The 23,747-nt window shown below is 51.9% G+C and carries 27 protein-coding genes; 3 read left to right on the top strand and 24 right to left on the bottom strand.

Annotation, left to right across the window (positions count from 1 at the left end; all coding sequences use genetic code 11):
• Window positions 1-87: 87 nt before the first annotated feature.
• From KVT34_RS02165 to KVT34_RS02145, 5 genes are all read right to left on the bottom strand, one after another.
• The gene (locus tag KVT34_RS02165) at window positions 88-1,371 is read right to left on the bottom strand and encodes a DUF4179 domain-containing protein (protein WP_217556436.1); all 1,284 of its coding nucleotides are present in this window, start codon (window positions 1,369-1,371) and stop codon (window positions 88-90) included.
• Window positions 1,337-1,900, bottom strand: coding sequence for an RNA polymerase sigma factor (locus tag KVT34_RS02160; protein WP_217556435.1), 564 nt, complete (start codon window positions 1,898-1,900; stop codon window positions 1,337-1,339). Before KVT34_RS02160 ends, KVT34_RS02165 begins: the two co-directional genes overlap by 35 nt.
• Window positions 1,901-2,275: 375 nt before the next feature.
• Window positions 2,276-3,460 carry an anhydro-N-acetylmuramic acid kinase gene (locus KVT34_RS02155; RefSeq protein ID WP_217556433.1) on the bottom strand — a complete coding sequence of 395 codons (1,185 nt, stop codon included), beginning with the start codon at window positions 3,458-3,460 and terminating at the stop codon, window positions 2,276-2,278.
• 222 nt (window positions 3,461-3,682) lie between these two features.
• The gene (locus KVT34_RS02150) at window positions 3,683-5,122 is read right to left on the bottom strand and encodes an amino acid permease (RefSeq protein WP_217556431.1); all 1,440 of its coding nucleotides are present in this window, start codon (window positions 5,120-5,122) and stop codon (window positions 3,683-3,685) included.
• 392 nt (window positions 5,123-5,514) lie between these two features.
• Window positions 5,515-6,048 (bottom strand): hypothetical protein, encoded by a 534-nt coding sequence (locus KVT34_RS02145; RefSeq protein WP_309244053.1) that lies wholly within the window; start codon window positions 6,046-6,048, stop codon window positions 5,515-5,517.
• Between the two features lie 173 nt (window positions 6,049-6,221).
• Here KVT34_RS02145 and KVT34_RS02140 point away from each other — a divergent pair, with 173 nt between their 5' ends.
• Together KVT34_RS02140 and KVT34_RS02135 are read left to right on the top strand one after the other, a co-directional pair.
• Entirely contained in the window at window positions 6,222-6,686 is a 465-nt protein-coding gene (locus KVT34_RS02140) for a MarR family winged helix-turn-helix transcriptional regulator (RefSeq protein ID WP_217556429.1), read from the top strand.
• Window positions 6,687-6,699: 13 nt separating this feature from the next.
• Window positions 6,700-7,995 carry an MFS transporter gene (locus KVT34_RS02135; RefSeq protein WP_217556428.1) on the top strand — a complete coding sequence of 432 codons (1,296 nt, stop codon included), beginning with the start codon at window positions 6,700-6,702 and terminating at the stop codon, window positions 7,993-7,995.
• Window positions 7,996-8,160: 165 nt separating this feature from the next.
• On the opposite strand, the gene KVT34_RS02130 is transcribed toward KVT34_RS02135, so the two are convergent.
• The gene (locus KVT34_RS02130; RefSeq protein ID WP_217556427.1) at window positions 8,161-8,634 is read right to left on the bottom strand and encodes an ArpU family phage packaging/lysis transcriptional regulator; all 474 of its coding nucleotides are present in this window, start codon (window positions 8,632-8,634) and stop codon (window positions 8,161-8,163) included.
• Window positions 8,635-8,874: 240 nt separating this feature from the next.
• Between KVT34_RS02130 and KVT34_RS02125 the strand changes: the two genes are divergently transcribed.
• The gene (locus KVT34_RS02125; RefSeq protein ID WP_217556426.1) at window positions 8,875-9,303 is read left to right on the top strand and encodes a helix-turn-helix domain-containing protein; all 429 of its coding nucleotides are present in this window, start codon (window positions 8,875-8,877) and stop codon (window positions 9,301-9,303) included.
• Between the two features lie 383 nt (window positions 9,304-9,686).
• Here the strand turns inward: KVT34_RS02125 and KVT34_RS02120 are convergent, their stop codons facing one another.
• The 18 genes from KVT34_RS02120 to KVT34_RS02035 all read right to left on the bottom strand — a co-directional run bounded on the left by KVT34_RS02120 (window position 9,687) and on the right by KVT34_RS02035 (window position 23,684).
• Window positions 9,687-10,085 carry a phage holin, LLH family gene (locus tag KVT34_RS02120; RefSeq protein WP_217556425.1) on the bottom strand — a complete coding sequence of 133 codons (399 nt, stop codon included), beginning with the start codon at window positions 10,083-10,085 and terminating at the stop codon, window positions 9,687-9,689.
• A 245-nt stretch (window positions 10,086-10,330) separates the two neighbouring features.
• The gene (locus KVT34_RS02115) at window positions 10,331-11,101 is read right to left on the bottom strand and encodes an N-acetylmuramoyl-L-alanine amidase family protein (RefSeq protein WP_254634502.1); all 771 of its coding nucleotides are present in this window, start codon (window positions 11,099-11,101) and stop codon (window positions 10,331-10,333) included.
• A 69-nt stretch (window positions 11,102-11,170) separates the two neighbouring features.
• Window positions 11,171-11,572: a hypothetical protein gene (locus KVT34_RS02110; protein WP_217556424.1), complete on the bottom strand. Its 402-nt coding sequence runs from the start codon at window positions 11,570-11,572 to the stop codon at window positions 11,171-11,173.
• A gap of 33 nt (window positions 11,573-11,605) precedes the next feature.
• On the bottom strand, window positions 11,606-11,818 hold the full coding sequence (locus tag KVT34_RS02105) for a hypothetical protein (RefSeq protein ID WP_217556423.1): 213 nt from the start codon (window positions 11,816-11,818) through the stop codon (window positions 11,606-11,608).
• 48 nt (window positions 11,819-11,866) lie between these two features.
• Entirely contained in the window at window positions 11,867-12,193 is a 327-nt protein-coding gene (locus tag KVT34_RS02100) for a hypothetical protein (RefSeq protein WP_217556421.1), read from the bottom strand.
• A 20-nt stretch (window positions 12,194-12,213) separates the two neighbouring features.
• Window positions 12,214-14,667 carry a phage tail-collar fiber domain-containing protein gene (locus tag KVT34_RS02095; RefSeq protein ID WP_217556420.1) on the bottom strand — a complete coding sequence of 818 codons (2,454 nt, stop codon included), beginning with the start codon at window positions 14,665-14,667 and terminating at the stop codon, window positions 12,214-12,216.
• Complete coding sequence (locus KVT34_RS02090; protein ID WP_217556419.1) at window positions 14,667-15,230, bottom strand: phage tail protein I; 564 nt, start codon at window positions 15,228-15,230, stop codon at window positions 14,667-14,669. Before KVT34_RS02090 ends, KVT34_RS02095 begins: the two co-directional genes overlap by 1 nt.
• Window positions 15,223-16,350 (bottom strand): baseplate assembly protein, encoded by a 1,128-nt coding sequence (locus tag KVT34_RS02085; protein WP_309244052.1) that lies wholly within the window; start codon window positions 16,348-16,350, stop codon window positions 15,223-15,225. Before KVT34_RS02085 ends, KVT34_RS02090 begins: the two co-directional genes overlap by 8 nt.
• Window positions 16,347-16,679, bottom strand: coding sequence for a GPW/gp25 family protein (locus KVT34_RS02080; protein WP_254634501.1), 333 nt, complete (start codon window positions 16,677-16,679; stop codon window positions 16,347-16,349). The genes KVT34_RS02085 and KVT34_RS02080 overlap by 4 nt, the downstream gene beginning before the upstream one ends.
• Window positions 16,676-17,065 (bottom strand): phage tail protein, encoded by a 390-nt coding sequence (locus tag KVT34_RS02075; RefSeq protein WP_042228236.1) that lies wholly within the window; start codon window positions 17,063-17,065, stop codon window positions 16,676-16,678. The genes KVT34_RS02080 and KVT34_RS02075 overlap by 4 nt, the downstream gene beginning before the upstream one ends.
• On the bottom strand, window positions 17,062-17,478 hold the full coding sequence (locus tag KVT34_RS02070) for a phage baseplate assembly protein V (protein ID WP_217556418.1): 417 nt from the start codon (window positions 17,476-17,478) through the stop codon (window positions 17,062-17,064). The genes KVT34_RS02075 and KVT34_RS02070 overlap by 4 nt, the downstream gene beginning before the upstream one ends.
• A gap of 1 nt (window position 17,479) precedes the next feature.
• Complete coding sequence (locus KVT34_RS02065; protein ID WP_217556417.1) at window positions 17,480-18,511, bottom strand: phage late control D family protein; 1,032 nt, start codon at window positions 18,509-18,511, stop codon at window positions 17,480-17,482.
• Window positions 18,508-18,717: a tail protein X gene (locus KVT34_RS02060; RefSeq protein WP_217556416.1), complete on the bottom strand. Its 210-nt coding sequence runs from the start codon at window positions 18,715-18,717 to the stop codon at window positions 18,508-18,510. Before KVT34_RS02060 ends, KVT34_RS02065 begins: the two co-directional genes overlap by 4 nt.
• A complete protein-coding gene (locus KVT34_RS02055) occupies window positions 18,714-21,152 on the bottom strand; it encodes a phage tail tape measure protein (protein ID WP_217556415.1) in 2,439 nt (812 codons plus the stop codon). The genes KVT34_RS02060 and KVT34_RS02055 overlap by 4 nt, the downstream gene beginning before the upstream one ends.
• 6 nt (window positions 21,153-21,158) lie before the next feature.
• Complete coding sequence (locus KVT34_RS02050; RefSeq protein WP_217556414.1) at window positions 21,159-21,311, bottom strand: hypothetical protein; 153 nt, start codon at window positions 21,309-21,311, stop codon at window positions 21,159-21,161.
• Window positions 21,312-21,313: 2 nt separating this feature from the next.
• Window positions 21,314-21,661, bottom strand: coding sequence for a phage tail assembly protein (locus KVT34_RS02045; RefSeq protein ID WP_217556413.1), 348 nt, complete (start codon window positions 21,659-21,661; stop codon window positions 21,314-21,316).
• Window positions 21,662-21,699: 38 nt separating this feature from the next.
• Window positions 21,700-22,221, bottom strand: a complete 522-nt coding sequence (locus tag KVT34_RS02040; protein ID WP_042228246.1) for a phage major tail tube protein — start codon at window positions 22,219-22,221, stop codon at window positions 21,700-21,702.
• Between the two features lie 14 nt (window positions 22,222-22,235).
• Window positions 22,236-23,684, bottom strand: a complete 1,449-nt coding sequence (locus KVT34_RS02035) for a phage tail sheath family protein (protein ID WP_217556412.1) — start codon at window positions 23,682-23,684, stop codon at window positions 22,236-22,238.
• Window positions 23,685-23,747 lie beyond the last annotated feature (63 nt).

Raw genomic sequence — 23,747 nt, 5'->3', positions numbered from 1 at the left:
TTAACACTTTTTTCAACTGTCCTTGAGCACTGTCTTTTTTTGTTGTTTGACATAGGTTGACGAGCTATTACAACAAGCGCATGGTGTTTATTTTTTGTTTTCTACAGGAATCGAAATTTTCTTATTATAGGTTTTAATATATTGTAATTCGTCCAGCAGCAGAAATTCCGGTATGTCCTTGGTGTTAAAAGAATATGTCTGCTCCCACAAAATATTACCGTTTTTCAGATCCCAAGGGCGTGAGGAGGAAATCTCTGATACGGGAACAACGTTGCCGCCAGCTTGGATGGATATATGGCCCTTTTCCAAGAAAACAAATTGATTTCTTGCGATTACGATATCATAGCCTGTATCGGTTTTTGTGACGTTTCGAATCCATAACTTTTCATGACCCACGTCGATCGAAAGATCTGATGGCGAGGCAAGAGAGATGGGTTTTTCTATTTTGTGTATTCCTGTGAAATTTTCCAGCACAAGTTCAATGGACTGAATCTTGTCTGTTGGGAGCACATCGAATTTAAGCTCAAATTCAGGACGATTCGCCTTCATTCCTAAGCTTTTCACTTCTGTTCCATTCACATAGAGCTTTGATTCGTCTGAAAATCTCGGAGATCCCTCTAATTCATAATGCCCTTTCACGATGGTAGAAGATGGCGAAGCAGTAATGGAGTCATAGTGGATCTTCCCCTGGTCAACAGTAATGGTTTCAGAAAGGTCCTCTTTGATTATACTCTTCATCGCTTTATTCGCATCAAAGTCGAAGGAGATGGGATAGGATACTCGTTCCCCGTTATCCAGCCACTCATTGAATGTCAAGGTTAAGGTTCTGGAAAATGGACTAACAGGCTCGAACTGGTGTACTCCGACAAACTGAGATTTGTCTTTGCCAGGATTGCCGCCGCCTCCTTGCGAATAGGAATCAGTCAAGAACCCTTTCAAATTACTGAAGTGGTTGCGGATGAAATCTTTGTCCGTATATTCGGTCCCTGCAGGCCGATCGATGGTGTAATACATGGTAAATACATTATCGTCGGCGATAACGCCATTAATGGTAAAGACTGTGCCGTCTTTAAACGTTGTGCTTTTGTTTACCTGCTGCCCGTATCCTTGCTCTGTTAATTCAGAAAAACTAAGAGAGTTCAAACCGGCTCCATTAAACAACTTACTTCCGTAATAAGCGAAGGCAGGATATTCATATAAACCAACCATCATAATGAGCGCTGCAACAGCTGATGCAACCCATGCCGCCGCTTTATTCATGTTTCTTTTTTTGGCTGGAACACGCTGAAGTGCATCCCGAAGCCTTCCCTCAAGTTCAGAGGGAGCCTGGACCCTTTTATACTCCTGTAATTTCTCCTCGATCGTTTTCATAACGATCACCTCCGATTATGGCTTTTAGTTTGTGTAGTCCTTGCGAGATTCTTGATTTGACGGTTCCTAGAGGCGCACCGGTCATGTCCGCAATCGTCTGATACGGAAGATCATGAACATATCGAAGCTCGATCGCTTCCCGCTGCGGGGCATTCAGATGGGATAGCAGCACATGCATATCCAACTCCGACTCTGTATGGTGATACGGGTTATCGTCAGTGAATGCGGCAAGGGAATGTTCTTGCTCGTCTTCCAGCGGGGAAAATCGCCCCTTTTTGCGGAGTAATGTTTTGCACCGATTGACGAGAATGGTTTTGCTCCAGCTGTAGAATGCCTCGCCTTTGTGCAATTGATCAATCTTTTCGTACAGCGTGACAATCATGTCTTCCATGGCATCCATCGCATCATGCTCGTTTCCCATGTAGGCATAGGCAAGACGATAATAAGCGTCCTGATCGGCCATGATTAGTTGTAATAAAGCTTCTTTGTTGTTTTTTTTTGCTTGTTTGACAAGATGGCTTACTTTCATGTTCTCTCCCCTTTTCATAAATAAGAGATCCCAGAGGTGATAAAAGTTCATTTTGTACGAAAAAAACTTTATACCCCTATCATCGGGAAGTTACTACCTCACTCTGAGGTTGGGGAAGAAGATAAGTTCCGGTAACTGATTCATTTTAAGATTACATTCCCCTTCAGGAAGTCCTCCGGAGCTGATTAGTATAGGATACGCTCTAAACGATGAATGATCTGTTTGGCGGATGAGGAAAAAGCCCCCTTGCGCAAACACTAAGAGACACCGCCATAATCAGCCGTGCCTCCATCCGTCAGTATTCTTTTATATCAACCTTTGCAGATCTGCTGCGGCGAAGCGCCCGGTTTGCGGCGCAGAGTAACAGCGGGATTTTTACGGAAGCGCTAGCTTTCCCATCACGGTCGGACGTGCCGCCCCTGTTGCGGAGGGCAGATTGTTGGGGATGCCGCGCAGGAAGTCATTGCCGAGCAGCGCGAAGATAACGGCTTCTTTGGCGTCGTCATGCACACCGAGCGCGCCCGAGGTCGTTACATGCTGGTCCGGCAGCAGCTCCGCGAGCATCGACAGCAGCGTCCGGTTGTGGGCGCCCCCGCCGGAAACGATGACCTCGTCCACGCGACAGCGCGGAAACACGAACCGCCGGCAGCCTTCGGCAATCGTGCGGGCCGTAAACGCCGTGGCCGTCGCCACGATATCCGCGTCCGCCAGTCCGAGGGCCTTCGCCCGCGCGATAAAATCGGCCGCGTACGCTTTGCCGAACACTTCGCGGCCGGTTGATTTGGGCGGCTTCAACGAGAAGTACGGATGCGTCATGGCGTCTGCGACAAGCCCTTCATCCGCACGTCCCTGCGCCGCCCACGAGCCGCTTTCGTCATAGGAATGCCGGCCGCCCGACAGCTGATAGACCACCTGGTCGATCACCATATTGCCCGGCCCCGTGTCGAAAGCGAACACATCGGACGGCCCCGCCTGAGGGGGCAGGACCGTGCAGTTGCCGATGCCGCCTATATTCTGAAGCAGGCGGCCTTTCGTTTCATGGCGGAACAGGATGAGATCGCCATAAGGGACCAGCGGCGCGCCCTGTCCGCCGACCGCCATGTCGGCCGGACGGAAGTCGCCGACGACAGGGACGCCCGTCCGCTTGGCGAGGACGGACAGGTCGCCGAGCTGAAGAGTCGAGCGGACGAGGTAAGGATCGGCAGCATCCCCCTCGGGGATGTGCCAAACCGTCTGTCCGTGAGAGGCGACGAAGCCGATGCGGTCCATGGTCAGGCCCGCTTCGCGCACCGCCTCCAGCGCGGCCTCCGCCATTCGCTCGGCAAGGAAAACGTTCATTCCGCAGACGAGCGCAACGTCCGAGCGGGCGACGGAGCAAAGATCTTTCAGCTTCTCCCGCAGCGCGTCGTCATAAGGTTTGCTGTAGAAATGCAGTAGCTCCACCCGGGTATCCAGCCCGCTTCCGTTTATCCGCACAACAGCGGCATCGATCCCGTCCAGCGAAGTCCCGGACATCAGCCCAATTGCGATTACTTCTTCTTCCTTTATGCCGAGTATCATGTATACCCCTCCCAAGCGTCGTTCCCGTGTCTGCTCCAAACAAATAGGCGGAAAAGGCCGCACGGGTTTCCAGTTGGATTAATTATAGAGGGATGGAAATATTTTTTCAACGAAATAATATTTCATAAACTTTTATTTCATTTCATTCGCTTCAATCGCTTGTTCCGCTTCATATATAGGACTCGGCTGCGAAGAATGTTTCGTTCATCCGCATTGTTACTCTCATCTTGATTTTTTGCGAAAAAACACATCCGTCTTCTCACGGATCGAAAGAGCGGGCGTAAACACCCATTCCTCTTCGGCGTCCGGAGGCACTTGTTCCTGCCGCTCCGAACGGTCTCCGGCTTTGTTCCACTTACGGCTCATCACCCAGGTAACCAATCCGATAATCCCGATAAAGCCCAAGCTGACATAGAAGCCCGGTCGGCTGCCGTGGTGCGCAAGCGTTCCGCTGACGGCAAGCAAAATAAGGGCGATGCCCGTGATCCGCTTCACCTGTCCCATCGCCTTCAGACGAAGCAGTTTTCCCGCCGTGATCAGAATAAACAGCCAGTTATACAGGAGGAGCAGTCCGGCGGCGGTTGTGATGTATTCGTATACGCCCCCGGGCATAAGCAAGGCCAGAAGGATGGAGGCTCCCATCCCGCAGGCCGTTAGACCGAGCGCCGGAAGCGGGAGATTTTTTATCCAACGACGGGCGAAAAGCTTAGGGGCATCCTTATCTTCCGCTAACGTTACGAGCATGGTGGTCACGGCGAAAAGCGATGCCACCATCGTCGAAAAACCGGCGATAATCAGCACCCCGTTGAAAACGTGCGGAATAAACGGCAGCCGGTAATGGCTCAGCGCCAGCACAAACGGGCTTTCTTTGGTATGAAAGACACTCCAGGGCAGCAGCGTGACGGCCAGTCCGATGGACAAGACATACACGACGGCGAGCAGCATCAGCATGATTTTCCCCGCCTTCGGCGCTTCTTCCGGCTTCTGCAGCCTGAGGGCCATAAGCCCCATAATTTCGATGCCTCCGAATGCGTAGAAGGCGAAAATAAGCGAAGACCAGAGACCCGCCGCCCCGGCGGGCAACAGTGTCGAAGCTTCAACGGGAAAGCTCGGCGCCCGGCTTCCGCGGATGATGCCGAACAGAGCCAGCGCGGCAATGACGAGAAACATCACGATGGCAGAAATTTTGATTACGGCAAACAAATTTTCCATCCGTTCGAATCCTTTTGTGCCCAGCATAATAATCCCCAGCCCGAGCACACCGTATCCCGTCGCAAATCCCCACATGGGAACAGCCGGAAACCAGAACCGGGAAAACAGGGACAAAGCCGTCAACTGACTGCCCATGATGAGCAGCTCCGAGCTCCAATACACCCACCCGCTGCTGAAGCCGGCCCAGCGGCCGTATGCTTTTTTGGCGTATGAGCGAAAAGAACCCTTAACGGGGTCCGCAGCGGTCATTCCCGCCAGCACGTCGAAGACCATATAGGTTCCGAATGCGGCCAGCACGAACGAGATCAGCACGGCGGGACCGCCGATTGTAATCGCCAGACCGGAGCCGAGGAAATAGCCGGTTCCGATCGTAAACGCCACTCCGAGCAGGGAAAGCTGCCACCATTTCAGCTTTTTTTCGTCTTCTCCGGCCGTCTGTTTCTTTTCCACGGGAAGTCTCTCCTTTGCAGTTTAACCATGAAGTTCTTTTAAGAAGAGTTCCCCCCGGGCAACATTTGTATGCCGGCATCCGGTTGAACCGACAGCGGATGCCCGCTTCATTTTTTTAATCCGTCGTAAATCCCGAGTAAGCGCCGAATCTCTAGAGATCTACCGGCCGGCTAGGGCCGAAGCAAAATAACCGCCTGCATGATGCAGACGGCCGATAGAAATTTTTGCAGGTTCGGGCTGCTGCACAGCTTCCTTTCTGGAGGTTCCAGGCGTTGCGCAGCTTCTGTTGTACAGGTTCCCTGTATTGTGCAGATTCCGTTAATTTGGCAGGTTATTGTGATCGGCATTTTGCCCTTATTCGTAAAGGGATTAGGGTCTTATCGGCTCGTCGTTTACCGGGCGACGGGGTTAACCGGTTTGCCTTTCGCCAAGTAAACGGTTACCCAGCAGGATACGGCCGCAGTCAGGGAAATAACGACTCCCATCAGGAGACCGACAAACTGCATGAAAGGATCTTGTTCCGGGGCGGACGGCGGAAGCAGGAAGATTTGCAAAAGTAGATAGACGGTGAGCACCCAATAAAAAGCGCTTCCGACTCCGCCGATAATCCGCTTTTCTTTCTTCGTGCCCTCTCGCGAGATGCTCATCTGAATCCAGATCATAAAGCTGATAAACGCGCCGGCGCCCGCAAACAAAATCAGGGAAAACGCAACATTCATCATGACGGTGAGCACCACAAGCGCCGTAATGACAAGGAAAATAACCATGTTCACGATAAATAAAAAGCCCCCGTACGCGTAGGGGGATTCCAGTCTGGCCGACGCGGCCATTCTGGTAAACCACGGGATCGGACGGAACGTAATCCTTCTGACAAGGATGATTTGGATAAGGACAAGAACCAGACCGAACAATAAAAGCACAGTCACTTCCAAACACTCTCCCTTTCAACTCTGCATGTTTTCCTGATTATAGCAAAGGCGCATACGGCGCAACAAGACTAGGCTGCTTTTGTCCGCTTTCGGCGGTTCGTTTTCCATTGACAATAATAGTTGTTTAACATATAGTTGTTAAGACAATCTTTTTGGCGCGGAGGGATCGAATGACAACGGAACCCATCTTCAATAAGAACGGATTGAACGATTCCTTAGGCTTTTTGCTGGGCGTGGCTTACCGGAAGATTTCCAATTGCCTGTCGCAGCGGCTGAAAGAGTACGACATCACACCCGAACAATGGTCGGTACTCTACCGGATCTACGAGCAGGATGGTCTCATCCAGAAGGACATCGCCGCCAAGGCGGGTAAAGACAAGCCGACGACGACACGCATTCTGGATTCGCTGGAGTCGAAGCAATTTATAAGGAAGCAGGTGGGTCAGGGGGACCGGCGTTCTTTTCATATTTATATGACGGACAAAGGCCGCTCTCTGATCGCGGAAACGATGTCCATTGAGCAGCAGACCATCCGCGATGCCGCCGCCGGCTTGTCTCAGGAGCAGTACGACCAGCTCATTACTTTTTTGCGAGGGATCATCGACAACCTTACATTGACATCAGAAAGCGAATAGGAGTGTCTACATCATGTCTAAACATCCAGAACAGCTGGAACTGCCTCACCATCCAGATGCGGGGAAAATCGAACCTCTCTGGACGAAATCGTTTATTATGCTTACGTTTTGCTATTTTCTTCTGTTTCTCTGCCTGCAAATGCTGCTGTCCCCCTTCCCCACCTACGCGAAGGACCGGTTTCATTCGGGCGATTTTACGTTGAGTCTGTTAACCAGTCTCTTCGCCATTTCGGCGATTATCACCCGGTTCGTAACGGCGGCCTTGATGCGCCGTGTACACCGCAACACGCTGCTGTTCTGCGGTGTGGCATTTGCCGCCGCCTCGACGGCGGCTTATTCGTTTGCCGGCTCCATGGGTGCGCTGCTGGCGCTGCGCGTCTGCTTCGGCATCGGCTTCGGGATGGCCAGCACGGTTATGCCGACGCTGGTGTCCCAGATCATCCCCCGCCGGAGAATCGGCGAAGGGGTCGGGTACTTCGGGCTGTCGAGCAGCCTGGCGATGTCCGTCGGGCCGACCATCGGCCTCGCGATGATCGGCAGCTACGGCTTCGGCCCGCTGACCGCCATGGGCACGGCGGCGGCCGCTCTGATCGTGCCGCTGCTGATCGGCTCGCGGAGCATTCCGCCGCAGTCGGCGGCCGTTTCGCCTGCCGGTCAGACGGCAGACGGTCAAGCGGCAGCTTCCGCCGGCGGAGCCGCGAAGCGCAGCGGCTTCAACAAGAAGCTGCTGCTGCCGGCTCTGCTCAACGCGCTGCTGTCGGTGACGTACGGCGGCCTGCTCAGCTTCATCGCCTTGTACGGCAAGGAAGTGCATCTGGAACAGGTCGGGCTGTTCTTCCTGTTCAACGCGATTACCGTTCTCGTCGTCCGCCCGATCTCCGGCCGCCTGTTCGACAGCAAGGGCCATGCCGCGATCCTCATTCCCGGCGCCCTCATTCTGATCGCGAGCCTGCTCGTTCTGTCCGTGGCGACAACGATGCCCGTGCTGATCGTCTCGGCCCTGCTCTACGGTCTCGGATTCGGCGCACTACAGCCGACGACCCAGGCCTGGATGCTCCGCGAAACGCCGCCGGAGCAGCATGGCACCACGAACAGCCTGTTCTACAACTCCATCGATTTCGGAGTCGCTATCGGCTCCATGCTGCTAGGTCTCGTCGCCTCCGGCACCAGCTATGCGGTCATGTACCGTTTTGCCGCCGGTGTGATGGCACTGTTCCTGCTTGTGTACGGCGTCTATCTGTTGGCGCGACGCCGGAATGCCGGCTCTTCCGCCGTTCCGGCAGTGACGGAGATGGAAATTTCCTCTTGAGAGGCGCTTTAACCCGGAACGAGATATACACCCGGCTTTCTTTGTAATCCCGGCACGGAATCACCTGTTTGCATACGGTGAATCCCGTGCCTTTTTTGGCTGTGCGGCCAACGCTTGATTCTGTCTTGGCCGCAAATTGGGCGTGGTTCACACGCTCGGCTGCTTCTAGCCCGTAGCCCCTTCCCGCTGCTGCCCGGCCGTTCTCGGAACCCCGAGCGAGAGTATAAGCGCTAATTTATAAAAAGCTTTCCAGCGGATAGACGAATAAGTAACCGCACTGATCGGCGGATCGAAGCTATGATTGTAAACGGCGTAATCTTTCACATAATCGTCCTTCATGTATCGCTCTTCGATCAGCAGCCTTTCTTTCGGGTGAAGACGGCTTACCGCCATCTCGATTCTTTCGCAGTAGCGGCGCCGGCGTTCCGGTTCTTCCACGTTATAAATCGCTATGCTCGCGGTCTGATCGCTTGTGACGTTCGTCGGCCCGTGAAATTTTTCCGTATAGCTCGAAGTAATCGTCGCCGTTCTTTCTTCGAATGTGATCGTTTTATACATCCGGTATTTGAGCAGTGCTCCCTCAACGGCTGTTTTCGTCTTTTTTCGGTCAAGTTCCGGCATCTCGATACTCGTTTTCATAGGCGGTAAGCCCTCCTTTATACTATGTATCTCCTCTTGCGGCAAGCTTCATGGCTTGTCGTGGGGACCTCTCTTTTCCTATCTTTAGTATATTACAATATATCGTTATATCATAATTTGGTAATAGACCGATTGCATCATACGAACAGATGTTCCCTTTAAAATGCTCTTGTTTTCTTGACTATTCTTAGTTTTTTAACTAGTATTACAGTATTCCGGAATAGATAGAGGGTGAATCTCATGACACTTGTCGATACTATAAAAGGATTAATGAAAGAACAGGGCCTTACCCAATACAAGCTCGCTCAGAGAGCCGGAATTCCGCATTCCACGATGAGCACTTTACTGAACGGCAGCATTAAAAATCCGTCCGCGGATATGGTCGCCCGGATTGCCGAAGTTCTGCAGGTCACGACGGATTATTTGCTCGGTCTTTCGGATCTTCCCTCCCACGAGCATTCCCCTGGCCAGACGGACCAAAGAGAAACCCGCGGCCAATCCAAAAACTCCGACCCGCACCGCAACGAGAAGGAGTTTGTCGATAAAATCGAACTGTCGGATGAAGAATTATTGAAACAATTCAGTCTGGAACTTGACGGTCGGGAGCTTTCGAAGTCGGAGACGAAGAACATAATCGCTTTTGTCCGCACGCTGCGCCAGAATAAGTAGCGACCTTAATCAAGGTTTTCAGCTCGATGCCAAGTATGACAGCCAATGATTTCAGGTCTACTTTCACGGGGGCGATAGGTTGTCACCTCCAAGATGATGGTAGAGATCCGTATGAGATGTACCCTTATTATACCACAAAACACCCCTAAATAGGAACGTAAGTTCGTATTTTGTGTGCACAAAACCAATTTCCCCCTATCATCAAAGTTCCTCTCAGCTTACTATCCCTTACATTCCATCATTTTTAGCTCCCTAACTAACCTGACTTATTCTCAGAAAATAGTCAGCAAAAACAACCGGAAACAAAAAAAAGCCCTCCCAACCGGATTCGGTTGAAAGGGGATCGGTAATCATGAAACGGTTCCTTCTATATTATACGGACATTATTCGCCTGCCGGTGTCGTGTTGATTTCCTTCAATTCCAAAGCTTGATTCCCCTTGTTTTGAGAAGGGTTGTATTCCATCCAGGCTTTCTGAATGGCCGCGAGAAGCTTGTCGGGCGTTACGTTCATTCCTCTTGTTTGAAGTTCGTTGGCCGCATAAACGATGGCCGCGTTCATTTTTTCCTGTCCTTTTAAAATCAGTCCGTGCGTTTCCGCAAAAGCCATCGCTTCCGATGCCACTCTCATGATGATTTCCTGCTGGGCGGCGTTCGTGCGGGCCTGAAGCCAGGCGATCAGCGACGTTTTGGCCGCGTGAATTAAGACAGTCAAGACGCCGGCCAAGGCCGTGACGAGCGCCAGAATGACCGGTGTCAGTAAATCCGTCAGCTGTTGTGCCACTGGTGAATTCCTCCTTTAAGTCCCTAGTTGAAGCTATCAAAAACGTCAAACAAAGTCTGCCGGCAAGCTCCCATCGGATGGCAAAACCGATCAGGTGTCCACCGTCATGCGGATGCCGAGCATCGCGCGCGCCGTTTTCGGATACATGGGTTAACCCCATTATGTGAAGGCATTTCTGCGTGTGGAATAGGCGGAATAGGCGGACGGGCTGCAGAAGTTTGCTCCGGTTCGCTTCACGTGATCACTCAGCCTCGCAGTTTATCGGCCATCCGCCGAATGAGAAGGGCCGTGTACTCCGTGTCCGGCGTCTGCCCGTTGGTCATTACGCTGTTCCAATACGCAGGCGAGTCGATCACTCCGTGTTCGTGGAGCTTGGCAATTGCCGCTTCCAACCCTTTGGAAAACTCGGGCTGCGCCTGTGGCTGAGATTTGTCCGGGGACACGGATACCGGTCCCAGCGCAAAAGCCTCGGCCAGACCTTCCGCCGTCGATGCGGCCAGCTGATCCAAAAACGCCTCGTTTTTCAAAAGCGAGGCATCCGCTGCCCGGTCGATAAAACCGTATTCCAGCAAAACCGCCGGCATGACGGTGTGACGAAGCACCGCGAGATCGCCGGACTTCCTGCCGCGGTCCCCAAGCCCGTATTTGGCAAAGGCCGCCGACACCTTGGCATGAATCACGGAGCGGAGTGCTTCCGTACGGGAGCCTGCGGCCGTCCCGCTGTATACGTAGGATTCAAATCCGGTGCCTCCCCCCGCATTGATGTGGACCGAAACGAAATAATCGGCTTGCAGCCGGTTGGCGAACGCGCATCTTGCTTTCAGATCGGTGGACTTGTCCGTATCGAAAGCCGTATCATCCGTGCGAGTCATGCGGATATCCGCCATGCCCCGGAGTTTATTCGCAATGCGGGACGCGATTTTCAGCGTGAGTTCTTTTTCCATTAATCCGCTGCCGATTGCGCCGGGGTCGTTCATCCCGTGTCCGGGATCCAGGACAATTACAGATTTTTTCAAGAGTCATAACCTCCTTGCAAAATAGAAAAAGCCCTCAGCCGTTAAGCCGAGAGCCGTTTGCGGACACAATCAGAATGGGAAGAAGCTGAACATATACGCGATCACGGCCGCAATCGTAACCGCAATTACATATTTTGAGAAGCTTATCCAGGCCTGCTGCGCGTTTGTCCGTTCTTTCTGTCCTTCCAGGCGTTCAGAGCTGCCGTCCCGCGTTACCTGCTGGAGCAGTTCGGCGTTGTCTCTGGTCATCTGCTGAAACACGTTGAACATTCTCGTTTCAAAGCCGTCGAATCTCGTCAGCACCTGACCGACCAAGGTCTCAGTCCTGGCCTGGCCCGCGTACAGCTGCCGGATATCGGCTTCGTTTTTTTGCTCGCATCTCTTCAGCTCCTCGATGTCTGCACGGAACTGCCGGCTTTCCATGTTCAGCCTTGCGAGATGCTCGCCGAAGTTTTCAGGGGCGATGGCCATCGTTATCGTCACCTCCCGTCGTAAGCAGGCTGTTTACCTGCCGGTTTGGTGTTCGGGATGAGAAAGGTCTTGATTTTCCGGATTAAAGTCGGGACGTTTAAAATATACGTATTCAAGAATGCTTTTTTTAACCTCCGGTATTAAATTGTAGCTGCCTACAATATGTTCAATTGGACCTTCATTGTTGTTATATCTTGTGATGCAGGCATTTGCAAAAATACGAATTTTAAAGTCGTTCATTAGCATGACGCTGCCTCCTTAAATTAGTATGAGAGGGGCCCTATGGCCCCTCCTTTATGCGGAAAACAATTCAACTAGAGCTAATTCGATGTCGGCTATACGAGCAGCATTTGCCTTTGCTTCTTCCAGCTCTTTTTGCAATAACCGGATCATTTCTTCTTGAGAAAGCGGCCTGTCTTCGAGTTCGTACCAAGCTAGTCCGGTCATCGGGTTCACGTAAAGTATCGCTGCCTTTCCTGCGGGAACATCTTTAGCTTCCTCATAATCAATCACAATACCATCTTGCAATTCCTCTTCCGTCAATAAGTCGGGACGGTAATCAATAAGCGATACACGGGCTCTTTCTTCAGCCTCAGAAGCATATTTAACAAATACTTTCATATGTTCCACCTCGTTATCATCTATGGTTGTTCAAATTTGATTCGAGTCATAATTCGATACAGGTAATAATCCCCACTTATTCTTCTTTGAACTAAGACCCCTCCCAGCGAATCAGAAACAATTGCACTATAATCCCAAATACTGGAGACAGAATAACTGGTACTTGCTAAAGGGAGAGCTTCTTCGGATAACAATTCAAGTGTATTTCCTTTAAAAATATAGAAACCGGAAACTATTCCGGCTCCCAAACCTTTGATCATTTCTGTTCCCGAGTTAAAAGAGTAGGAGGTTCCATCCGGTCTTATATAACCAATATATACCGGCTTATCCGACCATGAGCTATCTTTATAAAGATAAGCCACTGTCCCTTTAGGCGTCACGGTATAATCCGTATCGTAAACTCCTAATCCATACAAAGTAATATAGTTTAGCTGAGCATCCAATACACGCAAATAATATTGAAAAGTACCCATACTTTTACCATAATAATCAAAATAGACTCGGCCATTTGAGCCGATCATTAGCTTCTTCTTGAACGTTTCGTTGGTACCTCCAGGTATTGTCTTTACAAGATTCAAGTTCAAATCAAAGTACGAAATACTGCAATTGTTTTCGATTCCGTAAAAAGCATCGTTTCCTACAGCAACATCATTGAAATACCCGATATCTTTCCTTAAAATCAAATTCAAATCCAGATCATAGACACCGACGGTATAGTTGTTATATGAATAGGTATATACTCTATCTTTATAAACAGCAATATGAGTCGGATTAAAGTCGGACGAAACTGTTTTAAGCAGGCTCATATCCGTAAGCTCGATTTTATTGAGCCCTTTTGAATCTAGACAATACAGCTTATCTTTATAAGGGAAAAAACTATGCAACCCCTCTTTGCAAGACACCGATTTACTCCAAGTCGTAGAACTTGCTGCAAATCCAACCGGCACTCCCTCCGCTCCACCCAGACCGGCAGGTTTCCATTCGCTCCCATTCCAATACTCTAGTTTTCCACCGTTTACTCGAACGGTTTCATTTGTTACGACTTGCCGCCATGGATGCCAGGTCGTTACGCCTGCACTGGATTCCCCTCTCCGGACAAATACTTTGTCTGTAAAGAAGTCATGGGCTGTTTGTTTAACCCAGTTCGTATCGAGGGTGTGCGAAATGACCTCATAGTAATACCATCCTGCACCAGGCGCATTCGGGCAGCCTTCCCCGTTGTAAAAGCCGGTTTGTTTTATATTGTTGAGGTCCGTACCACTGATCACTGTTGTCTTCCGCGTTAAGAGCTCGTCACCGTTCCATTTAGCCATTTGTCCTTGCTGGGTGATTAGATTAATACCGCCATCCGTGTATTCATTGACGATATTAAGGGTATGCTGTCCAGCCCCGGGATATCCGATATATCCTTTCCTTCCTTTAGAGGCTCCCTCCGGAAATAAAGCCTGGTATACATGACCGACACCATAAAGAGAAAGTGCATCGCCATCGCCTGCAAATTTCCCTTTTAAAAATTCGCTAACGCCGCCGCTGGATACGGATGGCATAAACGTTTTCCAAACCGGAGTGAACTCAGCCCCGGCAGTAGTAGCAATCCGGCCGGTATCAAAATACTCGATATTCCCGTAATTCAGCCGTATACCCGAAGCACCGAGAGTTTGGTGGGTATTGGAGAAGCGATGCTTCCCGCTCTGATCTACGTAACAGTTGTTCCCCCACACGGTCTGACCGCCGCTGCTGGCGCTTAAATCCCCCCACGCGTTAACGGACACTTGTTTGCCGGTCTGGTTAGTGGTGTCGACCACAACCGGACCTTTGATCGTACCGCCCGTTGCTTTCTCAAGAAAAGCGGAAGGTGATTTACCTTGAAGCAGATCGGCGTCAAGCCCGCTCCCGGCGCCGTCTACCTTTTTCAATTCCGTTAAAATTTCCTCACCCGTAATGTTTACGTCAATAGCCCCAATTTGTTCATCGGTATATTTCTTCGACCTATTTTCGGCGTCTTGAAGATCGCCTTGAGTCGCATATACGAGAGAACTATCAATGGTCGCCGTCACATTCGCCGCATTGCCTACAACCACAATCGCATCGATGGACTTCTCGATGATGTCCGCCCCGCCAACGGGCGGAATGTATTCCGCGTTGGCGCCGGCATTGCCGTAGCAGTACAGAATTTCTCCCTCGTCCGGGTCTTGCGCATAAATTCCGATTTCCCGGAAATAAAACCCGGTTGTCACATCCTGATTGGACAGTACGGCTCCGATGACCGCACGTCCCTGGGTCTGGATTTTCAGCTTCGAAATCGCCAAGGATTTCTTTTCGCCGATCAGTTTAGTCAACACCGGAATGGACTGCCCGCCAAGCTGCCCGTCCCCTATTCCCATCCGGGTATAGTTCAGCGTTACGCCCGTCTGGGCTTTGGCCTGCAAATTTCGCCCTTTGTTCGTCAATACAAATCCGCCAAAGGCTCCCATTATCCCACCTGCCTAATTGTCATTTTTTCGCCCATATGGAAAATGCCCCCGACATAAAGAGGCATTTCTTCCGTCTGGGATAAAATCACACGCTCGAGCCGGGCGCTGAGCCGTTTAACGGACTCGACCGCCCGGTAAAATTCGAGCGCTCTTTCCTGCGTCACTTCCGGGTTGTTCGTGATGACCCGGAAACGGAAAGGCTGACCGCCGTATTCGAACCATTCTTCGACTTTGCCTTCGCCGAAAAGCGCGGCGACCAGCTCTTCCACAGCGGAAGGCGTTCCTTTGCGTTTGTGCCAGCGGAAAGCGTTCCGGACGAGCTCGCGTTTTTGCTCCAGAGGAAGCTCCGGCTCGTAGAAATCGACGTGAAACTGCCACGCCAGCTCGTCCGCCTCTTCCTCGTTCAGCTTGTCCAGCCGGTCGTAGTATGTCAAACGTCCGATTTCTTCGCTAAGCTGCCGCAGCTGCCCGTCCAAAGAAAGAGCCGCCGCCCTCACGGTCTCGTCTCTCTTCAAATTCGGCGGCAAAATGTCCAGCAGGCTTGCGTGTTTGAGCTCAATCATCGGCAAGCCCTCCATATACGATATTTACTTTGCCGTCCTGAGCGACTTTAAGGGCGGAAAGCTCCGTGTACGCCGGGCTGGCGACATTCACGCGCAGGGCTCCCGCCGCCATCACGCGGCCGATCAACTCGGAAGGGTTGATGTCCCGGCCGAGTCTGGATTTCTGCCAGAGCCGGTATCCCTCGACCGCTCCCGCGACGGCCGCTTGAATCGCAGCCGAATCGGCGGCCCGGCTGCGGCTGACCCAATAGGTCAGGCCGATGTCGTAAGGCACTGCTTCCGGCGCCTGCACGGTGACACGGTCGGTGAGCGGTCTAACCTTCCGGTCGTTGACGGCCTCTTTTACCGCATCCAGAACATCCGCGGTCGGCAGCTCGCCTCCATGCAGAAGCGGCAGCACGACAACCTCGCCTTCGGCGGGAGAGTGCACCCCTACGTCCACGATGGCGGGATTCGCCGATTTCGCCCAGTATTCGTACGCGCCTTCCGGCCCCGCTGTCGAGAACGACTCCGGAGCGGTTCGGATCCGTTCGCGGTATGCATCGTCCGACTCGGTCTCGGAACCTCCCGAAGATTCCGTCGTATTGCGGACGCTAACGACAAACGGAACCGGGTCCACGAGGACGTTCAATATCCCCGGTTCAAACCCGTTCCCGACTGTCCCCGGTACCGCGCATTCCGCGGATACGGACGCCTTTAGCTGTCCCTGCGCAATTTCGACGACTTCTGTCGTCACGAAATAAAGCGCCCCGCCGCCGCCCTGGGGACCGATCCGGGTCCCTTTCGGAATCAGCGTGGCCGAATTGAGCGGCATGGACAGCGTAAACTCCACAGTCGTAACGGCAGGCGCCGCTTGAAGCCGCTTCGTTTCGGTCATTTCACCCATATGATCGAGCAGGGTTCCCCTTGCGTAACGCAGCAGATTTTGCCTCGCCGTCTGGTTGATCAGCACGCGCTGATGCACGATCATATTCGCCAGCGACATCAAAAAAAGGCGTTCGGGGTCAGCCGGAAAAAGCTTACGGCCCGTAATCGCCTCATGTACGGCCAGAATTTCCTGAATCGTTTCCGCCGCATCCTCCTGTATGAATGGATAAGCGCCTTCGTTCAAACTTTTCACCCCTCTCTCAGCCTAAAGCGGACGACAGGGATAAGCCTGCCTGCGCTTCCGCTCGTTTCATCTTCGTAAAAACGGATCTCTTCCACCAGAGCTCTCGGCTCTTGTTCCAGAATCGCGTTCATCACGCTGCCGCCCATCCGGGCTTTCGCAACGGGCATAGGTTCGTCAAGTTCTTCGAACGGAATCCCCATATTCCTGGCAAAAGGAGCCGAGCCCGCAGGCAGGCTCAGAATCGTCCGCAAGTTCTGGATGACCTCTTCCGCTTCGCTCATGGGGCCGAAATAAAATCCTTCCGGCTCTCGCATATCAACGGTATAGTCTATTTTCATACATATTCCTCCAAAGAAACGGAAGCCGACGCGAGCAAAATATTGCCCCGGTTATCGACTTTATCCCAAGATTGCTCCAGAGACGTAATGACCCAAAAGGCTACGCCCAGCCCCTTACCGCCTATAGTGAGAGACATCGCTTTGCCGGAACGCTCGGTTTCTACCAGCTTGTCCAGCTCTTTGCGCGGGTTAATTCCGTACCGGAGGTCAAACCGCATCGTAAAAGAGATCGTGTCCAAACCCGGACCGATCCACTGCGTCCTGGCTTTTTTGCCGAGAATCTCATGTTTGGCCCAACGGCTTGAGCTGCTTCTTTTAAAATCGTCGAAAGTCCGTATCGTGTCGGCAGTCGCAATAAACACAATATCGCCCAATGTCCCGATCATAGCGCCTCACCGCCTCTCGTTAAAGTTCCGGTTACGATCAGGTCGCCCTCGATTTTCACGCTGCCGGCAGGTTTAACATGGAGCACGCCCGATTGCCGGTCGTAATAGACGCTGCTGCCGTCTTCAAACCACACGCCGCGCTGCGACGGTACGCCGGGAGGTCTTTTGTCGGCCGTAAAAAAAGTCCCCAGGCAGAAACCCGCCTGAAGACCGCTTCCCGCAAAGACACAAAGCACATTCTCGCCCACCGCCGGCAGGCTGTTGCCGCGCGCCCATCCTCCCATGGGAGAAACGACCGGCAGACCGGCCGTAACGTAATGATTCCGGTCCGGAAAAGTGACCCGCACGGTCCCCTCTGAAGCCTGCACGCTGGATACGATGCCGGCCCGGATTACAGGATTTTCTGAAGCCATCTCACCACCCCAGTACTTTTCGGATTTCAATATCGGTCGTGTAGCCGCCGCTGCCCACTTTGTGGCTTGCACTCTCGATCAAGTATTTGCCGTCGAACCGGTTCCATCCCTGAAGAAGAAGGGTGACCCCCGAAGCCATGCGGACATCCCCGGACAAGGAGAGGCTCGCTTTTCCGGCTTCTTTGTTCTTCTCGCGGAGGCTCTTGGCCGCAAGACGCATAGCCGCCGCCTCGGAATCAACCTGTTCGTTGATTTTCAAAACCGGTCCTTCCGCCGGAGCGCCCGGAGGCACGTACATCGCCTGATAGGTCTTGTTTTTCGCGGAATCCGAATAAGTGACCTCGCAGGCCCGGTAAGCGGTATATGCGGTGCTCCAGCCGAACTTGTGACTCGCAACGGCATCTTCTCTGCGGACCAGGGTCAGCGCCGGTTCCTTTTTCTCATACTCCGCTTCATCGAACAAGACGAGCTGGCCTTCGGATACTTTTACGGCAATTCCTTCTTTCATGGCCTGCTCGTTCAAAAAGCCCAAATCGGACTGATCGGTCTGTTCCAGCCTCTCATAGGAAGGATTGACGTCAGCCGAATAGAACAGCGTCAATCCGGCCGCTCGTGCCACATCGCCCGCCAACGTGCGCAGAGTGACGTTTTCCCACGCCTTCGTGCGCTTCTCCTGACGGATGCCGGAATCGACGGGCAGCGAAACAGCCTTAATGCTTACGGTGTCCGGCGGACCGCCGAAATCGAAGGAGTCGACTTCAAACGTCCCGCAGGGGAGCGTTTGTTCCTCCTCCGGGTAATTCCAGCCAAAGGTCCTGATTTCGGCCTTGATCGTATCGCCGGCTGACGGCGACCAGGGCCCCTGCCAATTTTGCAGCCTGTCTTCAAGCGAAAGCTGAATATCGTCGAGCGATCCAGGCGCCGCATCGTTGTACGTAAAATCCACAAGAGAATCCGCCAAGGATTGGGTAATATCTTTCCCGTTGTACTCGACGACCAGCTCCGCCCTCCTTCCGTCCAATACGTCCTTCATACGGGATCCCTCCTTTTCCATGGTGGGAGCGTATCCGACGACTGGGCCGGTTTAGGCGGAATTTCAAGTGTGATGCCGGCCGGAAAAACGACGATATTCGCATGTTTCTCGTTAAAATTCAAGAGGAGCGGCATAAACCGCTCGCTCCCGTAAAACTGATAAGAGAGCCCATCCCAGGTATCTCCTTGAATCGTGGTGTAAATCATACGAAGCTCACCCGCGCTTTTTGACGTAAATAGGTGTTGAATTCTCTTTCAAAATCCCGTCTCGTTCTCTGCTCCATCTGCTGGACAGCGGCCTGATCGGCATTTCCGTAGAAGTTATACGACGGGTTAAAAACAAAGGCCCCGCTTCCGGACGAACCTCCGGCAGGCGAAACGCCCAGCATCCGGCCTGCGGCCGCATACAATCCGCGGCTGCGGTCCGAATTGTTGATCGGAATGATGACTTCGCGGTCTCCGCCTTCGCCGATCCAGGCGAGCTCGGGACTTGAGACAATCCCGCCATTAGCGTAACCGTTAAATGAGGCTCCTTTGGGGGAATAACCTGTTCCGATAAGCGGATAGCCGTTAATTAATACCCTTTGGGAAGAAGAGCCTGCTCCGGTAGTCGGATAACCGTTATTTTGGGCTCCTTGGGAAGAAGAGCCTTTACCGATAGTTGGAATCTCCCGGATGTTCATTCCGAAAGTTCCGCCCCCAAGCCAATCAGGTATATTGAAGCTCACACCGTTTAGTTTTCGGATGCCTGAATTGATAGTATCAATGACGAAGTTTATCCCATCAATTGCCCCATTTTTTATATCCGTCCAGAGATTACTGAAAAAAGCTCCTATGCCACCGAATGCGTTCTGTATGGCAGTCCACAGATCGTACGCCTTCGCTTTCACCGTATCCCAGTTTTTATAGAGCGCTATTCCTCCTGCTACTAAAGCCGCCAATGCAATTACGACCAATGTAATAGGATTGGCTGAGAAAGCCAAGTTCAGAGCTCTTGTAGCAGCTGTCAAAGCCCAAGTCGAGAAAGCGGATGCAATTTGGTAAGCCCTTAAGAGATTATACTGAATTCCTAAAGCTACCATGGCTATTCCATTCTTCATTGCTGCCAAGGTGGTTCTTCCTAACGCTAGTGCAGATTGCCATCCCTGAGCAGCGAATTTATACATGGCAGCTATAATACTCCCTGTCATTTTACCCGCTGCAACGACCGACTCAACACCTGCCTTCACAATGCTTCCAACAAAGTTTGTGACTACTTGATAGCCTGCTGTTAAAGCTTGTAAACCAGTTTTGACAAGAGTAGGTCCAAAAATCAGGGTTAGAACCCCAGCAACCCCGAGTATAGCTTTTTGATGCTCCTCTAAAAAACCGGTAATAAATGAACCAATCTGAGGTCCCATAGTCATGACCGTGTTAAATACTTCATTAATCGCCGTTTTTACAGCCGGAATGGCAATGATAAGAGAATCTGCAAACTGAGCTAATACAGGCATGGCCATGTTTTGAATCGGCTGCAAAATCTCAACAAAAAGTTGTCTGCCAATCGATGTAAAAGCATCTCCTAATGTGTCATATTTCACAGTGGAAAGCTGGGCCATCGTATTTTTTGTCATATCAAATTCGCTTCTTGCCGATCCCATAGCCATGAGCACGTCCTGCTGTAGTCCTTTAAAAGAAGTTCCGAATAATTTAATGCCGATTTCATTGCGCTTCATCGGATCTGTGATAGATGCCAGGGAAGTTGCAACTTTATTGAAAGCGGCTTGAGCTTCCGGACCGCCTTTCGAGAAAATTTGGGTCATACTTTTAGCATCCATATTAAGGGCTTTAAATGCCGCGACACTATCCTTGCTGCCACTTGTAGAGGTTGTGCTAAATTCTTTCATGGCCCCGCCGATAATATCTAACCCGGATGCACCCAGCTTTGTTCCCAAGCCGAAGGTATTGAACATTTGGTTTGCCGAAAAACCCATGGTTTTAAAATGGGCCCCGTATTTATTCACGGAATCCAAAAGATTTCCCGATTTCTCCAGGCCCTTCTGAGCACCCTGAGCAAATAAGTTATAGGCTTCCGTACTCGTAATACCGAAATCGTTCATCATGTACTCAGCTGAAGCGGCGGACGATTTTACATCTTTTCCGAAAACGTCTTTAAAGACAATCGCGTTTTTAGTCGTTTCCTGTAAAGCGGCACCCTGTTGATTAGTCAGCTGTTTAACGGTGGATAACGAGCCTGCAAGATCATTCCAGGTACCTCCGAGATTTTGCTTATACAAAGCTTTCGCCGAAGCCTCCAGCTCAACCATTTCGGTTTTACTGACCCCTGTTGACGCCTGAACTTGCTTCATGGCTACATTAAATTCATCGATTTTAGTGACTACGCCCATGAAAGAAGCCTGAATGCCTTTTATAGTCTTAAGTCCATTAGCAAAACCGTCGAGTGTCTTTTTAGCTTTCTTAAGTGCAGAATCGGTTTCTTTCACTTCTTCACTAAGCGGCTTAAATAGACCTGGTGGAATATTAACCGTAACTAACTGTTGAAGCGCATCCTGAATATTTTTAATCATACTAGTGACGTTTTCCACTGTCGATTTATCCAGCTTAAGACTTACGTTCGCCTGATTTTTCGAGCCTTTAGCCATCTAGTCTCACCCCCTTTTCGCAGTTACCTCTTGGATCGGCTCCGTCCACTCCAGCAGATCGGCTACCGGAAGACTGAGCCAGTAAGGAATGGGCGTCTTGGTGGCAACCGAGAAGGAGGCCACCAGCTTGCGCAGGGTGCGTCCCCCTTCTCTGCCCATCCCTAGCCCAGCAAAAAATTTTGCGACCGGACAAGAATTTTGGAGAAATCTTTGCCGGGAAGCGCCTTAATCAGATCCATGGGGACTTTGGCCGCGCGGGCAGCTACCAAAGCTTGATACGTCTGGGAAATTTGCTTCACTGGCACGACTTCGTTACCCGAGGACATCGTATTCATTTGTCCCTCGCAAGAGAGCAGGTCTCCGCCCGTCAAGCTGTCGAAATCAAGCAGCAGCTCGGTATATTCGGTTCCCTCAAAAGTAAACGGCCGACTGAGCTTATAGACACGCTCATCGACCGTTTCGGTTTGACCTGCTTCTGCGGCTGGAGTTTTGGTTTTATTTTCGGACATGGATTAATTTCTCCCTTCAGATATCGGATAAATTGGAATTAAAGTGCGAGATCCGCGCGGACGGATGCGAGCTGATCTTTGCCGTTCACGACAAAAATGTAGTTGAATTTGTCCACTTCCAGCATCACTTTGCCGCCTACGGACACTTTCAGGTAAACGACTTCAAACTCGGTGGAACCTTCCATCGCCGCACCGACTTCGAGGCTGCCCAGCGTACCTGTTTTAGGAAAAGCGCGGACCGTAATCTTGGCGCCTTCGGTCGCGTAAATACCGGTCGCCGTATTATAAGATTGCTGGGAAGCGCGGAAATCGAGCGCATGCGCTTCGGGAGCAAGAAGCTCCAGAGCGGCCGGGTCCATCGTATTCCAGGTCAGCGAACAGGTCATGGGACCGAATTGGCCGATCGTCGGGCTCTCGACTTCACCCGCGATGCCCGCACCTTTTACGGATTCCGAAAGATATTCGAGGCTGGGCAGTTCAACTGTCGCTACCCCCAGAAATTGACTGCCGTTCTTGTATACCGTGTACCCTACAATTTTATCGCGTACTTGTTTAGCCATGTTGAAATTCCTCCTTAGGATTGGATAGCGCCGAGATACTGCGCGTCATATTCGATTTTGAACTGGATTTCCTGAGCCGGACTCGGCGGTGTAACGAAAATATGGAATTTCAGCTTGCCGTTCATCAGATCGGTTGCGGGATTCTCCTCTTTGATAAACTCTACCCGGCCCCCGAGGATATAACCGCTCGCCTGAAGACCGTTCATCCAGATATTCAGGGAATCCGTCACTGATTCAACGAGACGTTTGTTGGCCGGATCGTCGACATGCTTCCAGTACGTCAGGATGACCGAGTTCTGGATCCAGTCGAACATACGGCGGACCGGAATAAACGCATTCTGCGGATCCGTAATTTCCGGGAAAGCGGCCGTACGGTTGCCCCAAGTCTTCCAGCCTCCGACAAAATTCAGCGCGGTGAAAATGCCTTGATTGTTCAAATATTCGGCTTCGTCCGGTCCGAGAGGAAGCTCGCTACCGTTGTCCAGCACCGTTCCGTCAGCTTGGAGCAGCTTGTTGGACGGGGAGCGGTGCGGCACGCCGTCGCTCTCCAGATCAGTGCGGCACATGACGCCGGCGAGGTGCGTGGAGAAACGGTACGTACGGCCGTCCTTAGTCACGTTCGGATAAGCGGCGATTTGACGTTCGCTGGCATATCCGTTTTCCTTCTTGAAAACGGCAAGGTCGGTGAACGGACGGTCGGCAGGCAGATCGGTCAGCGCCATCGCTTTGAAATGGCCGTTGATGCTTTCCGCTTTAGCGGCCAACACGGATGCGACTTGCGGGTCGTGAGAGAATCCCGGAGCGAGCACAAGTGTCGGAACGAGCTGAAAGCGGGGGAAAACCTGCTTGATCAGATCCAGTCCGGTCACTTCGCCCGTTGCCGCGTCCGTACGGCCGATCAGATCGGCCGCCGTCACTTTGGAGCGGTCCAGCTTGTCGTAGCCGACTTTGAGCGCAGTTGCGGCGGGGCTGATAGCGCCACCTTTCACAACGGAGAGCATCAGTCGGCCTTTTTTATCAAAAGCCAGCGTATAGTCTTTTTCCTTGCTGTAAGTCGTCGCGCCGTCCGCGGATTGAACCGTTACGCTGGAAGGCAAGATACCCTCCGCACTCAGTACGGCCATTCCCGCTGTCACAACCGCTTCGGACGGAGCGGCGGACGTTTTGTGCGCGGCCGGATCGAGAACGTTGATCAGCACAACCGGCGCCTGCTTGTACAAGCGGAAATGCGAGTACATGAATTCGCTCAGCGTGTAAGACTCCCAGTCCTCCGAGTAGCCGAAAGCGTCTACCGCCTCGTCCCAGCTTTTGCAAAGGACCGGCGTATTCACCGGCGCTGCGGCCAGTTTGGACAGATGAACGGGCGCCGTACCGAATACGACCGGAATGGTCGCCTGCGGGGATACCGGGGTCATGACCGAGAAAGGCACCTCGCTTGTATAAATACCGTGACGTTCTGACATAGTTAATAATCTCCCTTCGATTGTGAACAAGTTGGTGTTGGTAGAACTCTTTAACCCTTACTC

Origin of the sequence: Paenibacillus sp. GbtcB18, from assembly GCF_019091125.1 — a bacterium.
GTDB classification, from domain to species: Bacteria; Bacillota; Bacilli; order Paenibacillales; family NBRC-103111; genus Paenibacillus_F; species Paenibacillus_F chitinolyticus.
This window is presented reverse-complemented; position numbering and strand designations above follow the sequence as displayed.

Excerpts from the sequence above, each read along its gene's own strand:
- KVT34_RS02165 (WP_217556436.1), bottom strand. The coding sequence starts at position 1,371 with ATGAAAACGATCGAGGAGAAATTACAGGAGTATAAAAGGGTCCAGGCT.
- KVT34_RS02160 (WP_217556435.1), bottom strand. The coding sequence starts at position 1,900 with ATGAAAGTAAGCCATCTTGTCAAACAAGCAAAAAAAAACAACAAAGAA.
- KVT34_RS02155 (WP_217556433.1), bottom strand. The coding sequence starts at position 3,460 with ATGATACTCGGCATAAAGGAAGAAGAAGTAATCGCAATTGGGCTGATG.
- KVT34_RS02140 (WP_217556429.1), top strand. The coding sequence starts at position 6,222 with ATGACAACGGAACCCATCTTCAATAAGAACGGATTGAACGATTCCTTA.
- KVT34_RS02135 (WP_217556428.1), top strand. The coding sequence starts at position 6,700 with ATGTCTAAACATCCAGAACAGCTGGAACTGCCTCACCATCCAGATGCG.
- KVT34_RS02130 (WP_217556427.1), bottom strand. The coding sequence starts at position 8,634 with ATGAAAACGAGTATCGAGATGCCGGAACTTGACCGAAAAAAGACGAAA.
- KVT34_RS02125 (WP_217556426.1), top strand. The coding sequence starts at position 8,875 with ATGACACTTGTCGATACTATAAAAGGATTAATGAAAGAACAGGGCCTT.
- KVT34_RS02110 (WP_217556424.1), bottom strand. The coding sequence starts at position 11,572 with ATGGCCATCGCCCCTGAAAACTTCGGCGAGCATCTCGCAAGGCTGAAC.
- KVT34_RS02105 (WP_217556423.1), bottom strand. The coding sequence starts at position 11,818 with ATGCTAATGAACGACTTTAAAATTCGTATTTTTGCAAATGCCTGCATC.
- KVT34_RS02100 (WP_217556421.1), bottom strand. The coding sequence starts at position 12,193 with ATGAAAGTATTTGTTAAATATGCTTCTGAGGCTGAAGAAAGAGCCCGT.
- KVT34_RS02095 (WP_217556420.1), bottom strand. The coding sequence starts at position 14,667 with ATGGGAGCCTTTGGCGGATTTGTATTGACGAACAAAGGGCGAAATTTG.
- KVT34_RS02090 (WP_217556419.1), bottom strand. The coding sequence starts at position 15,230 with ATGATTGAGCTCAAACACGCAAGCCTGCTGGACATTTTGCCGCCGAAT.
- KVT34_RS02080 (WP_254634501.1), bottom strand. The coding sequence starts at position 16,679 with ATGAAAATAGACTATACCGTTGATATGCGAGAGCCGGAAGGATTTTAT.
- KVT34_RS02075 (WP_042228236.1), bottom strand. The coding sequence starts at position 17,065 with ATGATCGGGACATTGGGCGATATTGTGTTTATTGCGACTGCCGACACG.
- KVT34_RS02070 (WP_217556418.1), bottom strand. The coding sequence starts at position 17,478 with ATGGCTTCAGAAAATCCTGTAATCCGGGCCGGCATCGTATCCAGCGTG.
- KVT34_RS02065 (WP_217556417.1), bottom strand. The coding sequence starts at position 18,511 with ATGAAGGACGTATTGGACGGAAGGAGGGCGGAGCTGGTCGTCGAGTAC.
- KVT34_RS02060 (WP_217556416.1), bottom strand. The coding sequence starts at position 18,717 with ATGATTTACACCACGATTCAAGGAGATACCTGGGATGGGCTCTCTTAT.
- KVT34_RS02055 (WP_217556415.1), bottom strand. The coding sequence starts at position 21,152 with ATGGCTAAAGGCTCGAAAAATCAGGCGAACGTAAGTCTTAAGCTGGAT.
- KVT34_RS02050 (WP_217556414.1), bottom strand. The coding sequence starts at position 21,311 with ATGGGCAGAGAAGGGGGACGCACCCTGCGCAAGCTGGTGGCCTCCTTC.
- KVT34_RS02045 (WP_217556413.1), bottom strand. The coding sequence starts at position 21,661 with ATGTCCGAAAATAAAACCAAAACTCCAGCCGCAGAAGCAGGTCAAACC.
- KVT34_RS02040 (WP_042228246.1), bottom strand. The coding sequence starts at position 22,221 with ATGGCTAAACAAGTACGCGATAAAATTGTAGGGTACACGGTATACAAG.
- KVT34_RS02035 (WP_217556412.1), bottom strand. The coding sequence starts at position 23,684 with ATGTCAGAACGTCACGGTATTTATACAAGCGAGGTGCCTTTCTCGGTC.